Annotated in this window: 23 protein-coding genes and 1 riboswitch; of the genes, 21 read left to right on the top strand and 2 right to left on the bottom strand. The window is 41.6% G+C overall.

Translation table 11 applies throughout. The features are described 5' to 3' along the window. The first annotated feature begins 283 nt into the window (after positions 1 to 283). The 4 genes from FCL54_RS18315 to rpsA all read left to right on the top strand — a co-directional run bounded on the left by FCL54_RS18315 (position 284) and on the right by rpsA (position 3,189). A complete protein-coding gene (locus tag FCL54_RS18315) occupies positions 284 to 466 on the top strand; it encodes a DUF5359 family protein (RefSeq protein ID WP_138128376.1) in 183 nt (60 codons plus the stop codon). 113 nt (positions 467 to 579) lie between these two features. Next, positions 580 to 1,251, top strand: a complete 672-nt coding sequence (gene cmk, locus FCL54_RS18310; RefSeq protein ID WP_138128375.1) for a (d)CMP kinase — start codon at positions 580 to 582, stop codon at positions 1,249 to 1,251. Positions 1,252 to 1,256: 5 nt separating this feature from the next. Beyond that, on the top strand, positions 1,257 to 1,853 hold the full coding sequence (locus FCL54_RS18305; protein ID WP_138128383.1) for a lysophospholipid acyltransferase family protein: 597 nt from the start codon (positions 1,257 to 1,259) through the stop codon (positions 1,851 to 1,853). Between the two features lie 187 nt (positions 1,854 to 2,040). Next, positions 2,041 to 3,189, top strand: coding sequence for a 30S ribosomal protein S1 (rpsA, locus tag FCL54_RS18300; RefSeq protein WP_138128374.1), 1,149 nt, complete (start codon positions 2,041 to 2,043; stop codon positions 3,187 to 3,189). 63 nt (positions 3,190 to 3,252) lie between these two features. Here the strand turns inward: rpsA and FCL54_RS18295 are convergent, their stop codons facing one another. Beyond that, positions 3,253 to 3,393 carry a YpzI family protein gene (locus tag FCL54_RS18295; protein WP_138128382.1) on the bottom strand — a complete coding sequence of 47 codons (141 nt, stop codon included), beginning with the start codon at positions 3,391 to 3,393 and terminating at the stop codon, positions 3,253 to 3,255. A gap of 125 nt (positions 3,394 to 3,518) precedes the next feature. Between FCL54_RS18295 and FCL54_RS18290 the strand changes: the two genes are divergently transcribed. The 17 genes from FCL54_RS18290 (at position 3,519) to ndk (ending at position 17,443) form a co-directional block, all read left to right on the top strand. Then, on the top strand, positions 3,519 to 4,121 hold the full coding sequence (locus FCL54_RS18290; protein ID WP_138128373.1) for a YphA family membrane protein: 603 nt from the start codon (positions 3,519 to 3,521) through the stop codon (positions 4,119 to 4,121). Continuing rightward, a complete protein-coding gene (locus tag FCL54_RS18285) occupies positions 4,118 to 5,011 on the top strand; it encodes a YIEGIA family protein (RefSeq protein ID WP_138128372.1) in 894 nt (297 codons plus the stop codon). The genes FCL54_RS18290 and FCL54_RS18285 overlap by 4 nt, the downstream gene beginning before the upstream one ends. Beyond that, positions 5,011 to 5,196, top strand: coding sequence for a capping complex subunit for YIEGIA (locus FCL54_RS18280; RefSeq protein ID WP_138128371.1), 186 nt, complete (start codon positions 5,011 to 5,013; stop codon positions 5,194 to 5,196). The genes FCL54_RS18285 and FCL54_RS18280 overlap by 1 nt, the downstream gene beginning before the upstream one ends. A 299-nt stretch (positions 5,197 to 5,495) precedes the next feature. Beyond that, positions 5,496 to 6,809: a ribosome biogenesis GTPase Der gene (gene der / locus FCL54_RS18275; protein ID WP_138128370.1), complete on the top strand. Its 1,314-nt coding sequence runs from the start codon at positions 5,496 to 5,498 to the stop codon at positions 6,807 to 6,809. Between the two features lie 51 nt (positions 6,810 to 6,860). Further along, positions 6,861 to 7,451, top strand: coding sequence for a glycerol-3-phosphate 1-O-acyltransferase PlsY (plsY, locus tag FCL54_RS18270; protein WP_138128369.1), 591 nt, complete (start codon positions 6,861 to 6,863; stop codon positions 7,449 to 7,451). Between the two features lie 22 nt (positions 7,452 to 7,473). Further along, positions 7,474 to 8,541: an NAD(P)H-dependent glycerol-3-phosphate dehydrogenase gene (locus tag FCL54_RS18265; protein ID WP_138128368.1), complete on the top strand. Its 1,068-nt coding sequence runs from the start codon at positions 7,474 to 7,476 to the stop codon at positions 8,539 to 8,541. Between the two features lie 81 nt (positions 8,542 to 8,622). Then, a complete protein-coding gene (locus tag FCL54_RS18260) occupies positions 8,623 to 8,874 on the top strand; it encodes a stage VI sporulation protein F (protein WP_246055336.1) in 252 nt (83 codons plus the stop codon). A 348-nt stretch (positions 8,875 to 9,222) separates the two neighbouring features. Then, complete coding sequence (locus tag FCL54_RS18255) at positions 9,223 to 9,423, top strand: DUF2768 domain-containing protein (RefSeq protein ID WP_138128366.1); 201 nt, start codon at positions 9,223 to 9,225, stop codon at positions 9,421 to 9,423. A 36-nt stretch (positions 9,424 to 9,459) separates the two neighbouring features. Continuing rightward, complete coding sequence (locus FCL54_RS18250; protein WP_138128381.1) at positions 9,460 to 10,176, top strand: hypothetical protein; 717 nt, start codon at positions 9,460 to 9,462, stop codon at positions 10,174 to 10,176. Positions 10,177 to 10,482: 306 nt separating this feature from the next. Further along, positions 10,483 to 11,961, top strand: coding sequence for a stage IV sporulation protein A (gene spoIVA / locus FCL54_RS18245; protein WP_138128365.1), 1,479 nt, complete (start codon positions 10,483 to 10,485; stop codon positions 11,959 to 11,961). A 949-nt stretch (positions 11,962 to 12,910) separates the two neighbouring features. After that, entirely contained in the window at positions 12,911 to 13,183 is a 273-nt protein-coding gene (locus FCL54_RS18235) for an HU family DNA-binding protein (RefSeq protein WP_138128363.1), read from the top strand. A gap of 123 nt (positions 13,184 to 13,306) precedes the next feature. Beyond that, entirely contained in the window at positions 13,307 to 13,873 is a 567-nt protein-coding gene (gene folE, locus FCL54_RS18230) for a GTP cyclohydrolase I FolE (RefSeq protein ID WP_138128362.1), read from the top strand. Between the two features lie 75 nt (positions 13,874 to 13,948). Beyond that, positions 13,949 to 14,173 (top strand): trp RNA-binding attenuation protein MtrB, encoded by a 225-nt coding sequence (mtrB, locus tag FCL54_RS18225; RefSeq protein WP_138128361.1) that lies wholly within the window; start codon positions 13,949 to 13,951, stop codon positions 14,171 to 14,173. 166 nt (positions 14,174 to 14,339) lie between these two features. Further along, positions 14,340 to 15,149 (top strand): heptaprenyl diphosphate synthase component 1, encoded by an 810-nt coding sequence (locus tag FCL54_RS18220; protein WP_138128360.1) that lies wholly within the window; start codon positions 14,340 to 14,342, stop codon positions 15,147 to 15,149. A gap of 3 nt (positions 15,150 to 15,152) precedes the next feature. Continuing rightward, on the top strand, positions 15,153 to 15,875 hold the full coding sequence (locus tag FCL54_RS18215) for a demethylmenaquinone methyltransferase (RefSeq protein ID WP_138128359.1): 723 nt from the start codon (positions 15,153 to 15,155) through the stop codon (positions 15,873 to 15,875). 31 nt (positions 15,876 to 15,906) lie between these two features. Further along, positions 15,907 to 16,878 carry a heptaprenyl diphosphate synthase component II gene (gene hepT, locus FCL54_RS18210; protein ID WP_138128358.1) on the top strand — a complete coding sequence of 324 codons (972 nt, stop codon included), beginning with the start codon at positions 15,907 to 15,909 and terminating at the stop codon, positions 16,876 to 16,878. Between the two features lie 121 nt (positions 16,879 to 16,999). Further along, positions 17,000 to 17,443: a nucleoside-diphosphate kinase gene (gene ndk, locus FCL54_RS18205; protein WP_138128357.1), complete on the top strand. Its 444-nt coding sequence runs from the start codon at positions 17,000 to 17,002 to the stop codon at positions 17,441 to 17,443. Between the two features lie 66 nt (positions 17,444 to 17,509). Here ndk and FCL54_RS18200 read toward each other — a convergent pair whose 3' ends face one another. Continuing rightward, positions 17,510 to 18,931, bottom strand: a complete 1,422-nt coding sequence (locus tag FCL54_RS18200; protein WP_171016916.1) for an amidase — start codon at positions 18,929 to 18,931, stop codon at positions 17,510 to 17,512. A gap of 150 nt (positions 18,932 to 19,081) precedes the next feature. Continuing rightward, positions 19,082 to 19,268, top strand: a riboswitch (cobalamin riboswitch). Positions 19,269 to 19,390: the final 122 nt, after the last annotated feature.

Genomic DNA, 19,390 nt, shown 5'->3' with positions numbered 1-19,390 from the left:
TGGGGAACTAACGAAAAGAAAGCCGGATGCGGGAAAGCCGCACGTCCGGTTTGATGAGGGGTCCGAGGGCGAAAGCCCTCGTCCTACTCTACTATACAAAAAAGAATAACTTTTATATCAGAGGAGAATGCCATGCTCCGATAAAAAGTTTAAGCATGTAGATAAGTGGACCTATATCCATTTAAGCCCTGCCGATCAACGAGTTTCTTTAGATTCCATATAGATGTATGTGGTGTATAAACGTACTCCCTTTTACCAACAATTGAGAAGAGGAGGAATGGATATGAAAAAAGTAGAATCTCTTATCATAAAACTATTATGGATCCATTTTGCTTTTCTGGTTATTGCCCAGTTTTTGCTCTCTTATGACGCATGGGAAGCCAAATTGAATAAAACGATATATTATGAAGGGGTCTACAATCTAAAGCAGTCAGAGCCTCTAGAAACAATAGACCCAACGCCTTAAGTTATGGTATGATTACAGAAGTTATTAGAGGTTTATATGACTTGTCAAAAGCAGGAGGTGCCTGCTTTTTCTAATGGATGGCAGGTTAAGTTTATTGCAAGCTGGGGGTTAATATGAGTAAGAATATTAATATTGCGATTGATGGACCGGCAGGAGCCGGAAAAAGTACTGTTGCGAAACTTGTAGCCGAAAAGCTTTCTTATATTTACATAGATACCGGCGCCATGTATCGTGCGCTTACACTAAAAGGTCTTCGAAAAGAAACCGACCTGGAAAACGGTCTGGAGCTGTCTACTCTATTAGCGCAAACAAAAATCGATTTAAGAGTGATAGAGGGAAATCAAAAAGTATTTTTAGATGGGGAAGACGTAACGAGTGAAATCCGTTCTTCAGAAGTAACGAATAACGTTTCGTTTGTAGCAAGGCAAAAAGAAGTTCGCCAGGAAATGGTGAAAAGGCAAAAACAGCTTGCAAAAGAAGGCGGAGTAGTGATGGATGGCCGGGATATTGGCACCCATGTGCTTCCAGATGCAAGCCTCAAAGTGTTTCTATCAGCGTCTGTTGATAAACGGGCGGAACGAAGGTATAAAGAATTGATCGAAAATAGCGTGGAGGCGGATCTTGAAACAATCAAAAGTGAAATAGCTTTAAGGGATAAGCGCGATACAGAACGAGAGGTGTCACCGTTGATTAAAGCAGAAGACGCTATCGAGATCAACACAACATCCCTTACGATTGGCGATGTTGTTCAACAAATCATGTCACTAGTGAAAGAGAGGGCATGAATAAGATGACACTTTATGATATTGGAAAAGGATTGTTTAAGGGTTACTTTAAACTGTTTAATCGTATTGAAGTAGAAGGTCTCGAAAACGTCCCGGTTAGTAAAGGGGTTCTTTTATGCAGTAATCACATCAATAATCTTGACCCGCCGCTGGTGGGTGTAGCCTGCCCGCGTCAGGTACACTTTATGGCCAAAGCGGAACTGTTTGACATCCCGGTGCTTGGCGCTGCTGTCCGCAATGTTGGCGCATTTCCTGTTAAGCGCGGGATGGGAGATAAACAGGCGCTTAGAAGCGGTATGGAAATTCTATCAAACGAAGGCGTTTTAGGCCTTTTTCCAGAAGGTACCAGAAGTAAAACCGGTAAGCTTGGAAAGGGATTATCCGGTGCAGGTTTCTTTGCGGTCCGTCCTGGCGTCCTGGTTGTGCCCTGTGCGATAACCGGTTCATATAAACCGTTCCAAACAGTTAAGATTACTTTTGGAAATCCGATGGACCTTTCGTTATTAAAAGAAGAGAAGGGCGCGGCAAAAAAAGCAACAGAAGTAATCATGAACGAAATTCAAGAGTTACTTGATAAGGAAGCCCAAAAAGATTTAAAATAAGGATGAATGGTTTTTTAAAAAATTTAAACAAATAAGTCGGGATACTTGACAAATCATTCTATTTTAGTGAAAGTTAAAGAAAGAACCTTTTCTACAGGGATAAAATTCTTTCGCATAGGGTGAAAGGTTTTTATAAATTAATTTGAAAAGTTTTATTTCTTTTTGGATTTTAAGGAGGAATTTGTCAATGGCTGAAGAGATGAACCAGGAAATGACCGAATTTAAGTCGGTAGAGCAAGGAGATGTAGTGACTGGCAAAGTGACGAAGGTGGAAGAAAAACACGCACTGTTAGACGTGGGTTACAAAGTGGACGGCATTCTTCCGATTAGTGAACTTTCCAGCCTTCATGTCGATGTTATGACTGATGCAGTTTCAGAAGGCGATGAAATAGAAGTCAAAGTAATCAAAGTTTCCGAAGATGAACTTGTTCTTTCTAAAAAGGCAGTCGTAGCAGACAAAGCGTGGGAAGACTTAAAGGAAAAATATGAAAATGGAGAAATCTTTGAAGTTACTGTGGCGGATGTTGTTAAAGGCGGCCTTGTAGTCGATCTTGGAGTCAGAGGCTTCATCCCGGCTTCACTTGTAGAAAGACATTATGTAGAAGACTTTTCTGATTACAAAGGTAAGCTCTTAAGAGTGAAGATCGTAGAATTCGATCCTGAAAAATCAAAAGTGATTCTTTCACACCGTGCTGTATTGGACCAGGAAGTGGAAAACAAAAAGCAAGAAACACTTGGTTCATTGGAAGCAGGCCAGGTTGTAGAAGGCACTGTTCAGCGTTTAACTGACTTTGGTGCGTTTGTGGATATCGGCGGTGTCGATGGACTCGTACATATTTCACAAATGGCACACCATCGTGTAGAGACTCCATCAGAAGTGGTTTCTGAAGGTGACAGGGTGAAAGTTAAAATTTTATCTGTAGACCGTGACAATGAAAGAATTTCTCTTTCCATTAAAGAAACACTTCCTGGACCATGGGAGAACATCGAAGGCAAGATCAAAGCCGGCGACGAGATCGAAGGAACAGTTAAGCGTCTTGTAAGCTTTGGAGCTTTCGTTGAAGTTGCCCCTGGAGTTGAAGGGCTCGTTCATATTTCTGAAATCTCTAATAAACATATCGGGACTCCTCAAGAAGTTCTTTCAGAAGGAGAAACTGTGCAGGTTAAGGTATTGGATGTTAATCTGAACGAAAAACGCATCTCCCTTAGCATGAAAGCACTTCAAAATGATGAGAACCTTTCGAACGAAGTGAAAGAATATCAAAATGACAATGATGGGAATACTTCTTTCTCTCTCGGTGACATGATTGGCGACCAGCTTAAAAAATTAAAATAACAAGTTTGAAGGGGATGACATCGTGAGTCATCCCCCTTCTTATATTTGTGAAGCTTTCTCCTGCTACTTTTTTAACCCGTTGCGCACTTTTGCACTCTCGGGACCCTCTAGCGTTGCTGCTCCTTTATATTCCAGGCTCTGGTCACGATCGGATTGGACCCTGCCTTCTTTTCTCAACTTTGTTTCCTGACGGTCTTTTCCCATGTTATCCACTCCTTTCTTACTCATTATGTGTTAGCTGGATTCTTTTCATTCTTCTCCTAATAAATAAAACAGCGTCTAAACTCCATCTTTTTTTCCCATAATGGAAATTATAGGAGGTGGCTGTCTTGGATGGCCTGTTATTTTTTTGGATCGCATGGATGTTCTGGGGTTTAGTTACTTTTAATTTTAAAAAAAGCTTTTATCGGACATATTATGCATTCGTTACTCTTGCTTTAATAGCGCTTTCCGGTGAAGTGCTTCAAATTGGATGGATGGCGATAAATCTGGCGTTTTTATTACTGTGCTTACTATGTTCTGCTTCATTTCGGGCGATATCAAAGAGGATGATGGTCCATCATGTGGTTATTGCTTTAATAATCGCTCTTGTCTATGTATCCTTGTTGCTCTTTTCGATTTATGATCCTGTTTGGGAGTTTTTATATACAAAATACTCGATCGCATTCATTCTCGTCATAGTAGCTCATTTTACTGTAAAAACTTTTTCAACCCGTTTTTCCGTGTTAGCAATGGGGGCTGTGCAGGGCGAAATTCTGCTTGCACTTCTTTATCATAATTTGGGAATTCCAGGCATAGTTGGAAGCTTTCATTTCTTTGATGTGCTGGCAGTTACGCTTGGAATCTCAGGGATATGGGGTGCTTTTGTAAGAATTACAAAATCGCTGGAAACTTTTCTCCACAAGACCCAGGAAAGGCGCGGATATTCATGAACGAATATATTTACCCAATTGTTTTTGGAGTAATTGTAGGTACGCTTTCAAGGCTATATATGTTCCGGACAGATTACCGGCAGTATCCGAGCTATCCTCATGGAATGGTTATTCATATAGCACTCGGATTTATTGCGTCCGCCCTTGGCACAGTTGCTGTTCCATCCATTATGGAGCAGGAATTCACTGCGATTACTTTTCTAACACTTGCAGCGTCCCAGTTTAGAGATGTGAGAAACATGGAGCGTACTACTTTGCAGGAAATGGACAAGTTAGAGCTTGTACCGAGGGGAAGTTCTTATATAGAAGGAATAGCGATGACATTTGAAGGCAGAAATTATCTGGTGATATTTATATCCTTTGTCACAACGTTAACGTTCCTTGCCTTGAACTTTTGGTGGTCGGTACTTGTTGCGTTGATTGCCTTTTTAATAGCAAGAAAATATATGAGCGGGAACCAGCTCGGGGATATATCAGAAATCAAGCAATCAAAAATACACTTCGATGGAGCCGGACTTTATGTGGACGATATTTACATTATGAATATCGGAATTCCAGAACGCCAAAAGGAAATTATGGAGCACGGGCTCGGTTTTATCGTGAAACCGAAAAACGCCAATGCAAGATCTACGATTGCAAACCTGGGCCAGAGACAGGCAATACTCCATGATGTTTCAATCGCGCTTGGAGTGTACCGTGATTCTGGCAATCCTGCTCTTGTACCGTTAATAAAAAGAGATCTTGATGATGGAAGGATAGGCGTCTTTATTTTGCCGCAGGAAAAAGACCCGGAACGTGCAGTGACAGTGATATCAAAAGTTCCTATACTAGAGAACGCTTTGCGTATGCCGACTGAATCCGAATCAAACCAGAAAGGTCGTGGAGCATAGTGAAGCTTGAAAAATTAATATTAGCTACAATAACCACAGATGCATCAAGGGTACAAAGCGGGCAAAACGTTTTTGTTTGCAATACAACAGAGGAAGGTGATGCAGTTGCAGCTGAACTTGAGGCGATTCTTGATGGAATTGCCCATAAGCTTAGCAATGATGTTTATATAATCGTTAAGCATTGACCAGAACTGCAACCAACAGTATGTGTTGTCCAAAAAAGGGTTTTCTGGTAAGATAAAAAAGCTATAAGAAGAAAGATAAAACCCTTCCATTTATAGGAGGGTTTTGTTTTTTAAGCAGAGCATTTACGGTTGATTCCAAAATGAAATCAATAATAATTATAGCCCAAATTTGTTAAACTGGCTTTGCCTTCTTTAACACAAGGGGTTAGAATCAAGCGAAATGGTGAAAATTTTAAATAAGAGTTTTATTTGTTAAGTTTTTCCCTTTAATAAAGGGCTAGCTGAAAGGAAGTGTTAAAATGCCAAAACCAGTTATCGCGATAGTTGGAAGGCCAAACGTTGGCAAATCAACCATTTTTAACAGAATAGTCGGTGAGAGGGTATCAATCGTTGAAGACATACCAGGAATAACCAGGGATCGGATTTACAGCTCTGCCGAATGGTTGGACCATGATTTTAATATAATTGATACAGGCGGGATCGAAATAGGCGATGAACCGTTTCTAGAGCAAATCCGCCAGCAGGCCGAAGTCGCCATCGATGAAGCCGATGTAATCATTTTTATGGTTAATGGAAGGGAAGGAATAACCGCAGCGGATGAAGAAGTAGCTAAAATGCTCTATCGTTCAAAGAAACCGGTCGTGCTCGCAGTGAACAAAGTGGATAATCCAGAGCAAATGGTGAATATTTATGATTTTTATGCCCTCGGCTTTGGAGAACCGATCGGGATATCAGGGGCACACGGACTGGGATTAGGTGACCTGCTCGATGAAGCTGCCAAACATTTTCCGGATGAAGATGAACAGGAGTATGATGAATCAACGATTAAATTCAGTTTAATCGGGCGTCCGAATGTTGGCAAATCCTCTCTTGTAAATGCGATCCTTGGCAGGGAAAGAGTTATTGTCAGCGATATTGCAGGAACGACAAGGGATGCGATCGATACACCGTTTACAAAGGATGGCCAGGATTATGTCATTATTGATACAGCAGGAATCCGTAAGAAGGGAAAGGTATATGAAAGCACAGAAAAGTATAGTGTTTTACGTGCGCTAAGGGCAATAGACCGTTCCGATGTTGTCCTTGTTGTGATAGATGGAGAAGAAGGTATTATAGAACAGGACAAAAAGATCGCAGGATATGCACATGAGGCAGGCAGAGCGGTCGTTATCGTAGTGAATAAGTGGGATGCTGTAGAAAAAGATGAAAAAACGATGCGTGAGTTTGAACAAAAGATCAGGGACCACTTCCTGTTCCTGAGTTATGCACCGATCGTATTCGTGTCTGCAAAAACAAAGCAGCGTTTGCAAAAGCTATTCCCGGTTATTAATACAGTGGCTGAAAATCACAGCATGCGCATCAAGACAAATATCCTAAATGAAGTAATTGTCGATGCGGTAGCGATGAATCCGACTCCTACGGATAAAGGAAGAAGGTTGAAAATTAATTATGCTACACAGGTCGCTGTTAAGCCGCCTGCAATCGTTCTATTTGTAAACGACCCTGAACTTCTGCATTTTTCTTATAGGCGGTTCCTTGAAAACCGGATCCGCGAGACGTTCGGCTTCCTTGGCACACCGGTCAGAATAATCGCCAGAAAGAAAAATGAGTGACGTATTGTCTGATGGTACGGTAATTGGAAAAAGTTTCATAGGGGGAAAACAATGGGCATCTTATTATCTTGTGTGATCGCTTATTTGATCGGATCACTTAGCTTTAGCTATCTGATTGCCAAAAAAGTAAAAAAGATAGATATTAGACAGCATGGAAGCGGCAACGCCGGTGCTACAAATACCCTTCGTGTGTTAGGAAAGGGTCCGGCGATTGCTGTATTGGCTCTAGATGTTCTGAAGGGTATTGGAGCAGTGTGGCTGGGTGTGCTTTTGACGGATACGACCTGGGCTCCTTTTCTTTCAGGTATTTTTGCCATCATCGGCCATAACTGGCCGGTATTCTTTAATTTCCGTGGAGGCAAAGGAGTTGCTACGACTATCGGGGTATTTGCCACTGTTGCTTTTTTGCCATCGTTATATGCAGGTATCATTGCCATTATCCTTATCATCATAACAAGGTACGTATCACTTGGATCGATTACTTTCGTAGTTCTTACACCTCCTTTTTTGGTTCTAGTAGGTGATTATCCAATTACATATGCATATCTGGCAGCGGTTGTTGCGGTGTTGTCTGTCTGGCGCCACCGAGCAAATGTTAGCCGGCTTTTTAAAGGGACTGAAAGTAAAATAGGCAAAAAATAAACGAGTAAGGGAGTGTCGCTTTATGGCGAAAATTGCCGTTATTGGTGCGGGTAGCTGGGGAACAGCGCTTGCAATAGTGTTAGCTGATAATCAACATAGTGTAAAACTGTGGGCAAGGAGAAAAGAACAGGCCGATGAAATAAATATAACCCATACTAATAAGCGCTATTTGCCTGAAATCGAGTTGCCCGAAACGATCATTGCAACAGATTCATTGGGAGAATCTTTAGAAGGAGCAGAAACGGTTCTATTGGTAACACCAACAAAGGCGATGAGAGATGTTCTTCCTGAAATCGCAAGCAAATTAACGAAACCTGTTACGATTGTCCATGCGAGTAAAGGGATTGAGCCAGATACACTGAAAAGGATTTCTGAAGTTATAAAAGAAGAGATCCCCGAGAGTTTGCGGAAATCCATTGTTGTTTTATCAGGTCCAAGCCATGCCGAAGAGGTTAGTCTGCGCCAACCGACTACTGTTACTGTTTCTTCCGATGACCAGGAAGAAGCCGAGTATGTACAGGATCTATTCATTAACCAGAACTTCAGGGTATACACGAATACAGACATGATCGGTGTAGAGCTTGGAGGGGCGTTAAAAAATATTATCGCCCTTGGAGCTGGGATGTCCGATGGACTTGGATATGGGGATAATGCGAAAGCGGCCCTTTTGACGAGGGGACTTGCAGAAATCGCACGTCTCGGTACTTATATGGGCGCAAACCCATTAACATTTGCAGGGCTTTCCGGCATTGGCGACCTTGTTGTGACTTGTACTAGTGTACATAGCCGAAACTGGCGTGCAGGAAACATGCTTGGTAAGGGGCAAAAGCTTGATGAGGTCCTCGAAAACATGGGAATGGTTGTTGAAGGAGTACGTACTACAAAGGCTGCCCATCAACTGGCGAAACAGCAAGACGTAGAGATGCCGATCACAAACGTATTATACGATGTGTTATTTAATGAAAAGAATCCGAAGCAGGCTGTAGATGAACTAATGAGGCGGGGAAAGACGGATGAGGTTGAAGATTTAACCAGCCTTTTTGCAGGCCGTTTTGTCTTGGACAGTTCGGAAACGTCCGAAAGCCAGTGATAATTGAACGTTTTGTTATAAGCACGAAGTTTTCCTCCTTGCATAGACTATTTTGAAAGCTAATGGTGAGGAGGAATCAAGTTGAGCGACTTGTTCGATAACATCGAAAAAAAGACAAATGTAAAAAAAGAAGATATTTTCAAATTGGCTGATTCTGTAGCTGGAGCCGATTTTACTGATGAAAAGACGGTTCGCAGACTTGTAGCAAATGTTGCTAAGATGGCTAATGTTCCTGTTCCTAGGGAAAAGGAAGACCGGATTGTAGAGGCGATCGTTAACAAAAATGTACCCCTTGATTTATCACAACTTTCAAAAATGTTTAATCAAAAGTAACATAGATAGGCGAATATTGATACAAACAAAATTCACAAACATATACTGATACGGAATGACCATCAAGCAAGAGCTGTCTTCAACCGAAAAGCATTTAGTCAAAAGCTGTTGGAAAGCGCCCCTTTTCTCCAGCTTTTTTATTGTTTATATATGAGGCAAGTTTGTTAGTTTGAAAGATTTATGCAAAAATCCTTACATATTAGCTCGAAATAAAGGATAAGGCAGTTTAATATTTTTTTCTAAAGATTTTTGCTCCGAAATTTGTTATAATGTTGAGCGGTATTTATTAATTGTACAGTTAAGATGAATTGCAGCAGACAACCGTTTGCTTGCCAGGAGGTTAGAGCAATGTCCCCAGGTTTAATGAAAATGTGGATTTCATTGGGCGCTATAGCGCTAATGTTTATTGCAGTATTTACGATTATGTTTAGCCGTGCAAAATTAAAAGGTTTTTTGCGATTTATTTTTTCAGGATTTGCTTACCTATGTGTAATCATCGCAGGTATTTTGATGATACTGGTTGTCTTTAGCGGCCCGGTATCTGAATAGTGGCTTTAAATTTTTTATCATGAAGGAATGGATATTATGAAAATGCTTCGTATGACATTACTGCTCTGTACCTTGTTGCTCCTCTTGTCAGGATGTTTATATCCTGAAAGCAAAAAAATGGAGAACAGGATTCCTTATAAAGACCAGATTGAGTCCGTCCAAACCGGAGTAGATCAATTTCAGCAGGATAGCGGAGTCCTCCCGATCAAGACTAGAGATATGACAACACCGTTATACCAAAAATACCCGATTGATTTTAAGAAGCTTGTCCCCAGGTATTTGCAGCAGCCCCCGGGCAATTCGTTTGAAAACGGCGGAGTCTTTCAGTACGTATTAATTAATGTAGAAGAAAACCCGACCGTAAGAGTATTGGACTTAACGATGGTAGAGAAGGTTAAGGATCTGCAGATGCGAATCAATGATTTTCGAAGGGAAAATAAGTACCCTCCCTTTAAAGAAATACTTGCAAAAAACCGTTATTCAATAGACTACGAGAGAATGGGGATTGAAGATCCTCCCACAGTAAAGAGCCCTTATACCGGAAAACAACTTCCCTTCTTTCTCGATGAATCCGGGAGTGTTTGGATAGACTATACATCTGACTTAGAACAGGCGCTCGAAAGCAAGCCCGAACATAATTTTCAACCTGGAGAAGATATTCGCAATATCCTTGCAGAAAACTCTTTTTTTGTTCCGACATACTCAGTTCCTTATACGATTAAAAATAATAAACCTGTTTTTTTAGTAAAATAGGTATTTTCCCTCCTCTTTTAAAATAAATCTATAAAAAAGAGGAGGGCTTTTTTTATTACTGCCATAAAATATTTAACTACCATCCCATGGCAGAGGCGGAATAGGAAAATTCTGAAACAGCCTGGAGAACTAATGGCATATGGGAAGAAGAGTCCGAAAGGGAGGCGATGAAGCTACCGCCATATTAAGAAGATTTATAGGAACATGGCATATTATTTGGACAACGTCATAAGTATATAATGTCCAAGATTAACGGTGGTCTGGATTCAAATATTCCATTAGAGGTGGAATTCGGGAGGCGATCACGTGGAGAGAGTTGATATCTTTAAAGATATCGCAGAAAGAACCGGCGGTGATATTTACCTGGGTGTTGTAGGCTCAGTTCGAACAGGAAAATCTACATTCATTAAAAAGTTCATGGAACTTGTTGTCCTGCCAAATATCGATAACGATTCAGAAAAAGCGAGAGCGCAGGATGAGCTTCCGCAAAGTGCAGCTGGTCGTACGATTATGACGACAGAACCAAAATTTGTACCAAACCATGCAGTAAGCATCCATGTAGATGAGGGCCTGGATGTTAATATTCGCCTCGTTGATTGTGTTGGATATACAGTCCCGGGGGCGAAAGGTTATGAAGATGAAAACGGACCTCGTATGATTAACACCCCATGGTATGAGGAGCCGATTCCATTTCAGGAAGCTGCAGAAATCGGAACAAGAAAAGTGATCCAGGAGCATTCTACGCTTGGTGTGGTCATTACAACTGACGGTTCGATAGGTGAGATTACAAGGAACGATTATATTGAATCTGAAGAGAGAGTCGTGGAAGAGCTTAAAGAAGTCGGGAAGCCTTTCATCATGATTGTTAACTCAGCCCACCCTCATCATCCGGAAACACTTGGGCTAAGAGATCAGCTTCAAGATAAATACGATATTCCTGTCCTTGCGATGAGTGTGGAGAGCATGACGGAGCATGACATTAACACCGTGTTAAGAGAAGTGCTTTATGAGTTTCCGGTTCTTGAAGTCAATGTAAACCTTCCTAGCTGGGTAATGGTGCTGAGGAATGACCACTGGCTTCGAGAGAATTACGAAGAATCCGTGAGAGAAACAGTTAAGGATATCAAGCGGTTACGAGATGTTGATCGTGTTGTAGGACAATTTAGCGAATTTGAATTTATTGACGATGCCCGCCTTGCAGGGATTGAAATGGGCCAGGGGATTGCAGAGATTGATCTGTATGCTCCGGATGAATTGTATGATCAAATACTTAAAGAGGTTGTAGGAGTCGAAATACGGGGCAAAGACCACCTGCTCCAATTAATGCAAGAGTTTGCTTATGCAAAGGCTGAATATGATCAAGTTGCAGATGCCCTTAAAATGGTAAAACAAACGGGTTATGGAATTGCGGCCCCAACTATCAGCGATATGAGTCTGGATGAACCTGAAATCATCAGACAGGGATCTCGCTTTGGTGTCAGACTAAAAGCCGTTGCTCCTTCGATTCACATGATTAAAGTGGACGTGGAATCAGAATTTGCGCCTATAATAGGTACGGAAAAACAAAGTGAAGAGCTTGTTCGTTATCTGATGCAGGACTTTGAAGAAGATCCACTTTCCATCTGGAATTCAGATATTTTTGGAAGGTCGCTAAATTCGATTGTAAGAGAGGGAATACAGGCGAAATTGTCCCTGATGCCTGAAAATGCACGGTATAAACTTAAAGAAACATTAGAGCGAATTATCAACGAAGGTTCAGGCGGATTAATCGCAATTATATTATAAACCATAAGACTCCAAAACCATGGAGTCTTTTTGTTTGGGTGTATTTGCAAAATTTGTTGTAATATGCTTCCAAAAACGAGGTGGACTGTGGCTAACCTACGGAAGTACACTTCGCTTTCCCTGAGCAAGCTGCTTCCAGAAGTGGAAAAAAGATGTTGGCTTCTGCGTTACTGCTACAGAAGATATGCAAAAAAACATCCTTTAGGAAGGCTCTTTTCGCATACTTTGTTGCTTAAAGTTTCACATTAGAGATAAACTGCGACGTAAGTTACTGCTGACCGCTGCGGAAATACACTACGCTTTCCGCGGGCTCGCGCTGAGCCTCCTCACTCGCACAGAACGCTCCCTGCGGGGTCTCAACGTCTTCGCTGTCCCGCAGGAAGCGGTTTTTGCTGACGAGGAAGCTGAAGCGTTGCCCTCGGAAAGCGAACTGCCCGGAGCGGAAATCAATGCTGCAATTGCGTCGCAGTTTATCGCTTTTGTGCAATAACCACAATCTTTTAAGAAATGCCTTTAGAAAAGCGCCTTTTGTTATTTCTGCGAATCATTCCGCTGCTGCCTGCCAGCGCTGGTTGATTTTTGCGGATGAAGTAATCAGTTCGAAGGGCCTATACCAGATGAATAAGCGACCGTTATGAAATTGATTGAATAGACGAAGACACTAATAAAAGTTCTACTTCCCTTAAGGTTTGCCAGTAGGTTCTATGTATGGTACTCTGTCTTATGCTTTACCTACAATAGAAACTGTCAAAAGGGAAAAAATGATAAAACTGGGTCAAAATTCATAAAAATTCGTTGAAATATATATAAAAATATTGAATTCTTATTCATCTTCGTTTAATATAAGGCTTGCAAACACACTAATACCGCATAAAACCGTATAAAAACACCGTTTTATGTGCAAAAATGAAAATGATTCAACCTTTATCCTTGAGAGGAGGTGAACCGAATGAATAAGACAGATCTAATCAACGCTGTTGCAGAATCTGCAGAGCTTTCCAAAAAAGATGCGACTAAAGCTGTAGACGCAGTTATTGATAACATTTCTAAATCACTTAGTGATGGTGACAAAGTACAATTGATTGGCTTTGGTAACTTCGAAGTACGTGAGCGTGCTGCACGTAAAGGACGTAATCCACAAACAGGTGAGGAAATCGAAATTGCTGCAAGCAAAGTGCCAGCATTTAAACCTGGTAAGGCCCTTAAAGATTCCGTTAAGTAAGTCAATACATAAGGGCAGGAAGAGTTGTGATTTTTCACAACTCTTCTTTTTTTTGCCTTCTTAACCGCCGTATGCTAGAATTTGCTTGAGGTACTGAAAGTGCTTTGAATGGAGGAGTAACCGTTGCATGAAGTAAATCATGAAAAAATACAAGAAGCTGTAAGAATGATCCTTGAAGCGATCGGAGAAGACCCTGATCGTGAAGGTCTAATAGATACACCCAAACGTGTAGCAAGAATGTACGAAGAGATTTTTCAAGGGATGAACCAGGACCCAAAAGAACACTTTGAAACCATCTTTGGCGAAGAGCATGAAGAACTGGTTCTTGTAAAAGACATCCCGTTCTTTTCAACCTGCGAACACCATCTAGTACCGTTCTTTGGGAAAGCGCATGTCGCTTATATACCTAAAGGGGGAAAGGTAACAGGGTTAAGCAAGCTTGCGAGGGCAGTAGAAGCGGTATCGCGCAGGCCCCAACTGCAGGAAAGAATCACTTCTACCATCGCAGACTCGCTGGTAGATAGCCTTTCTCCATATGGCGTAATGGTCGTATTGGAAGCAGAGCATATGTGCATGACGATGAGAGGGGTAAAAAAGCCTGGAGCCTCAACGGTAACGTCTGCTGTACGCGGTATATTTGAGAATGATGCTGCTGCACGTGCAGAAGTTTTAAGCTTAATAAAAGACTAAATAACTTTTTCTAAGTGGCTCCGGAAGTTCCGGTGCCACGCTTTACATAACAAAACTTGCAGGGGAGGGAACGTAATGGAAAGCAGTAAAGGAAATGACTTTTTTGTTATCAAAGCGTTGGAGAACGGGGTAAACGTTATAGGCCTTACCCGTGGTTCAGATACACGTTTTCATCATTCCGAGAAGCTGGACAAAGGCGAAGTGATGATCGCGCAGTTCACTGAGCATACTTCTGCAGTTAAGGTGAGAGGAAAAGCAGTAATCCAAACCAGTCATGGGGAAATAACCACAACAGATTAAAGCAGGGCTTCCTGCTTTTCTTCAGTTTTTAAGGCTGTTCCTTGTGTGACGATAAACCTTTATGGCAAACAGGTCACAAACCTTTATCCGTCGTCTTGCGTTATGATATAATACCTTAGAAGATAAAAGGTTTGGTTAGCGATAATGAAATGTTAGGGGTCAGGGTATGAGTAGTTTGCAAAATGTACATAAGCCTATTTTCCACATAAAAGAACAGCTGCAAGAACTCGTCTCTCACAGCTATTTGATGCGATTTATCGACCAGCCGTATATAGACGATGACAAACTGGCGCTTCTTTATGCCATGTTTTCAGAGTCCGGGGTTGAGGAGCATAAACGCAGCGATTGTATAAAAGCGGTTATGCTTGTTCAAATCGCTTTAGATACCCATGATCAGATCACCAGTAACGGAATAACAAATGATACGGAAAGAAAGAATCGCCAATTGACGGTTCTTGCAGGCGATTTTTTCAGCAGCCTTTATTACCGAATGCTTTCGGAAAGGAATGACATAGGGCTGGTTCGTATTTTATCTGAAGCAATACAGGATATAAATGAGCTGAAGATGTGCAGTTATACCGATGGCAAGCAGGATTTGGAGCGGGTTCTCCATTTGTATAAGAGCATTGAATCCCTTGTTGTTAAAAAGGTCGGGAATTACCTGGGAACTACTGCTCTTACAACATTTAGCCATGAAGTACTCTGGTTAAAGAGACTTATTTTTGAAAAGAAAAATTATGTGGTCGAAGGAACATCAGGATTTGTGGAACGAATCGGACAGGCGTTGATTTCAAAAACAGGTGAAGCCACTGGAAACGAGAAGGAAAGCGCACTGGAAGTTATTGATGCTTGCATTGAAGAAGCAAGAAAAAAAACAGGACAGCAACCAGAATTAAACCGTTTCTTCGGCCAAAACTTTCCTGAATCGATATTTAACATAACATACAGCCAAAAGAAAATTGCGGAAGAAGGGTAAATGATGCAGTCATCCAAGGAACAAAAAGTGCACGAAGTCTTTCAATCCATCTCAAAAAAATATGACTTTATGAATTCGGTTATCAGTTTCCAGCGCCATAAAGCCTGGCGGAAAGATACGATGAAACGAATGAATGTCCATAAGGGCACAAAAGCTCTGGATGTGTGCTGTGGTACTGCAGATTGGACACTGTCCCTTTCGGAAGCGGTCGGGAAAAATGGAGAAGCCTACGGACTTGATTTCAGTGAAAATATGCTTGCAGTAGGTAAAGAGAAGGTGAAGGATACCGGAGTTGAAAATGTGACCCTCATTCATGGAAACGCAATGGATCTTCCTTTTGAAGATAATTCCTTTGATTATGTCACCATTGGCTTTGGGCTCCGTAACGTGCCTGATTACTTTCAGGTATTAAAAGAAATGTATAGAGTTGTAAAGCCGGGAGGGAAGGTAGTCTGTTTAGAAACCTCTCAACCGACGATGCCTGTATTCAAGCAGGGCTATTACCTTTATTTTCAATATATTATGCCGACTCTAGGCAAAATTTTCGCCTCTAGCTTTAAAGAGTATTCGTGGCTGCAGGAATCAGCAAAATCCTTCCCTGGAAGGGAAGAACTTGCAGAGATGTTTAAAAAGACCGGCTTAACAAATGTAGAAGTGAAAGCATATTCCGGTGGAGTAGCAGCAATGCATTTGGGCCGTAAGCCAAAAAAAGCTGTTAAAGAATAGCACAGCCTTAGGATTGCGTTAGGTGGATAGTATGAAACTAAAAACAATTTATGCCTCATTGAAAAAAGACTTGTCTCAAATTGAATCTGCTTTAGATAAAACGATTGAAGCGAACCATCCAATCTTGCGGGAAGCTTCAAAGCATCTTTTAAAGGCGGGCGGTAAAAGGATCCGTCCTGTTTTTGTACTATTATCTGGAAAGTTCGGTGACTATAACATCGAACAGATGAAAAAGGTAGCTGTATCTCTAGAGCTAATTCATATGGCTTCCCTTGTCCACGATGATGTTATTGATGACGCTGAGATGAGAAGGGGAAAGCAGACGATCAAATCCAGGTGGGATAATCGGATCGCGATGTACACCGGGGATTATATCTTTGCACGTGCTATTGAACAAATCGCAGGGCTAAATAAACCGGAAGCACATTTGATTTTGTCTAAAGCGATCGTAGAGATGTCGATCGGGGAGATCGAGCAAATACGTGATCAGTATAATTGGAATGTTAATTTGAGAAACTATTTTCGAAGGATTAAACGTAAGACCGCTCTGTTGATTGCGATCAGCTGTGAGCTTGGCGCAGTTGCAGCAGGAACATCGCCTCATGTTCAGAAAAAGCTGTATCGTTTTGGATACAATGTCGGTATGGCGTATCAGATTACAGATGATATATTAGATTATGTGGGTACGGAAAAGCAGCTCGGAAAACCAGCTGGCGGTGATCTTCTTCAGGGAAACATTACCCTCCCTGTGTTATATGCTTTAAAAACAAAGAGGGGGCAGGATGGAATTTTGCCTCACTTTGCGGATCTGGAGCAGTTAGATACGATTGATATCAAAAATATCATCTCGATAGTCAAGGAATCTGGAGGAATTGAATTTTCCCAGCAAATAAGCAACAGGTACCTTGAAAAAGCGTTTCATGAGCTTGAAGGCTTACCAGAGATGCCTGCCAGACAGTCGCTTTACCAAATTGCAGAATACATAGGAAAACGCAATTATTAAACTTTCCTTCAATACCGATATGATTTATGTTGTGCTTTTAATCGTAATTTGATAGAATTTTCACGGGCAGCCTATCGTCCGTTAAATACATATTTATATAACCGAAAGTGAGGAGATTTTTGTGGAGAAAACGTTTCTAATGGTAAAACCTGATGGAGTACAACGTAATTTAGTCGGGGAAATCGTTTCCCGTTTTGAAAAGAAGGGCTTTAACCTGGTTGGCGGCAAGTTGATGACAATTTCAAAAGACCTTGCTGAAACACATTACGGAGAGCACAAAGAACGCCCGTTTTTCGGAGAATTAGTGGATTTCATCACTTCTGGCCCTGTTTTTGCTATGGTTTGGGAAGGAGAAAACGTTATCGCTACTGCCCGTACTATGATGGGTGCTACAAATCCTGCTGACGCTGCTCCAGGCACAATCCGTGGAGATTACGGAGTACAAGTAAGCATGAACGTTATCCATGGTTCCGATTCCCCAGAGAGCGCTGAAAGAGAAATTTCATTGTTCTTCGATGAAAAAGAACTTAATAACTACGACAAAACAATTTCTAAATGGGTTTAATCCTTTACTAAAATTGTAAGCGTTTATCATAAAAGCAGCTGTCTGATGACAGCTGCTTTTATATAGTTAGATAGCCGGACGTTCGAAAGGTCCAAAGTTTTTTTCATAGGCGTTTGCTGCTTTTAGCACCATGCTGTCAGAAAAACGATTGCCTGCTAACTGCATCCCGATCGGCAGATTTGTTGACGATAGGCCGGCAGGAATGGAAATGGCTGGCTGTCCAGTAATATTAAAAATCTGGGTCATCATCCAGTCGGAAATTTGGGCGATTTTTTTCCCGTTTATTGTGTTGGGTCCAATTTTTTCATAGTGGAACGCTGGGACAGCAAGGGTAGGCGAAAGCAACAGCTGGTGAGTTGTGAGTATAGAGCGTGTTTGCGTCCATATCCGGGTTCTGAGTACTTCCGTTTGTCTGAGCTCAACACCGCTTATTCGCATTCCTTCTTCTATCATCTCTCCCACTGTGGTAGAAAATCTTTCAGGGCTCTGCTGAAATTTTTCAGCAAATCCAGCAGCCAATCCTGCAAACCACATTTTGTTGAAAAAAGACACCATTTCTTTCAACGTCATCCCGTAATCAATAGAAACCTCTTCTACCGTGGCTCCCATATGGCGGAAATTTTGTACGGCACGGTCCATCACTTGTTTTACTTCTGAATCCACTTCATAGAGTCCGAAATCTGGTGTGTAAGCTATTCGCAGGCCCTTGATATCTTCTTCTACCAGGCTCATGATGTCTTCGTTTAATCCAGGCATTGAAAAAGGGTCATCAGGTTCATGGCCCTGCATAACAGAAAACATCAAGGCCGCATCCTTTACCGTTCTTGCAAGGGGCCCATAATGGACGAAAGGCTGTGTTGAACCAAAACGATTTGTTGGGTTGCTGTCGTTTGGAACGAGTCCATAGGTTGGTTTGAAGCCAACGATTCCGTTGAAACTCGCAGGGATTCTTATTGAGCCACCACCATCACTGCCTTCTGCCAGGGGTACGCACCCAGAGGCAACTGCTGCTCCTGAACCTCCGCTCGAACCTCCAGCAGTAAGGGAAAGGTTCCAGGGATTTTTCGTTGCGCCTATCAGAGGATTGTCGGTTGTGCCTTTATGGCCGAATTCCGGTGTATTTGTTTTTCCAACGATAATGGCGCCTGATGCTCGGATGCGTTTGACGATCGATGGCTCGTGTACCGGAACAAAGTCTTTAAAAATCGGAGAACCGAATGTTGTGCGAACGCCATTTACCGGGGTTAAATCTTTAAACGCCATTGGCACTCCATGAAGTGGGCCGATTGTTTCTCCTTTTACCAACTTTTCCTCAGCTCGTTTGGCCTGATTCATAGCATCATCATGCAAAACCGTGATAAAAGCATTGATTTTAGGATTGATTTTATCTATTCTTTCCAGATGTTTTTTTATAATCTCAACTGGCGATACTTCTCTTTTTGCGATGAGTTCTGCAATGTCTGCAGCGTTTAATTGCGTATAGTCCAACACTGTCACTCCTTATATTGATAGTCTCAGTAAATCCGTTTGAATCCTCTTTCTATTTTATACGCTACACCATTGGATGACAAAATTAAGAATATTTTATTGACCACGCCTTATTTAAACAGTATGATGGACAAGTAGTGATACATAACTTCATACGCTTTAAAAATAGGTTTGATAAGTTAAAAGCTTATCAATGAAAAGGGAAGTTCGGTGTAAGTCCGACGCGGTCCCGCCACTGTAAATGGGAGCGAACCAAACGATGTCACTGTCAATTGACGGGAAGACTTGGGGAGCGATGAACATTAGCCAGGAGACCTGCCTGTTTTTTATCGCACTGTACAACCTACGAGGATAGGGAGGTGTAACATGGATGAAGGCTGCTTTTAAAAAAAGCTGCCCAACCTATTTACATGTACTAATCTCCTATTTTGATAGGAGATTTTTTTGTTGTAAGACATT

Origin of the sequence: Exobacillus caeni, assembly GCF_005747095.1 — a bacterium.
GTDB lineage: Bacteria > Bacillota > Bacilli > Bacillales > Guptibacillaceae > Exobacillus > Exobacillus caeni.
The sequence above is the reverse complement of the archived record's forward strand: the minus strand, read 5'-3'. Positions and strand labels throughout refer to the sequence as shown.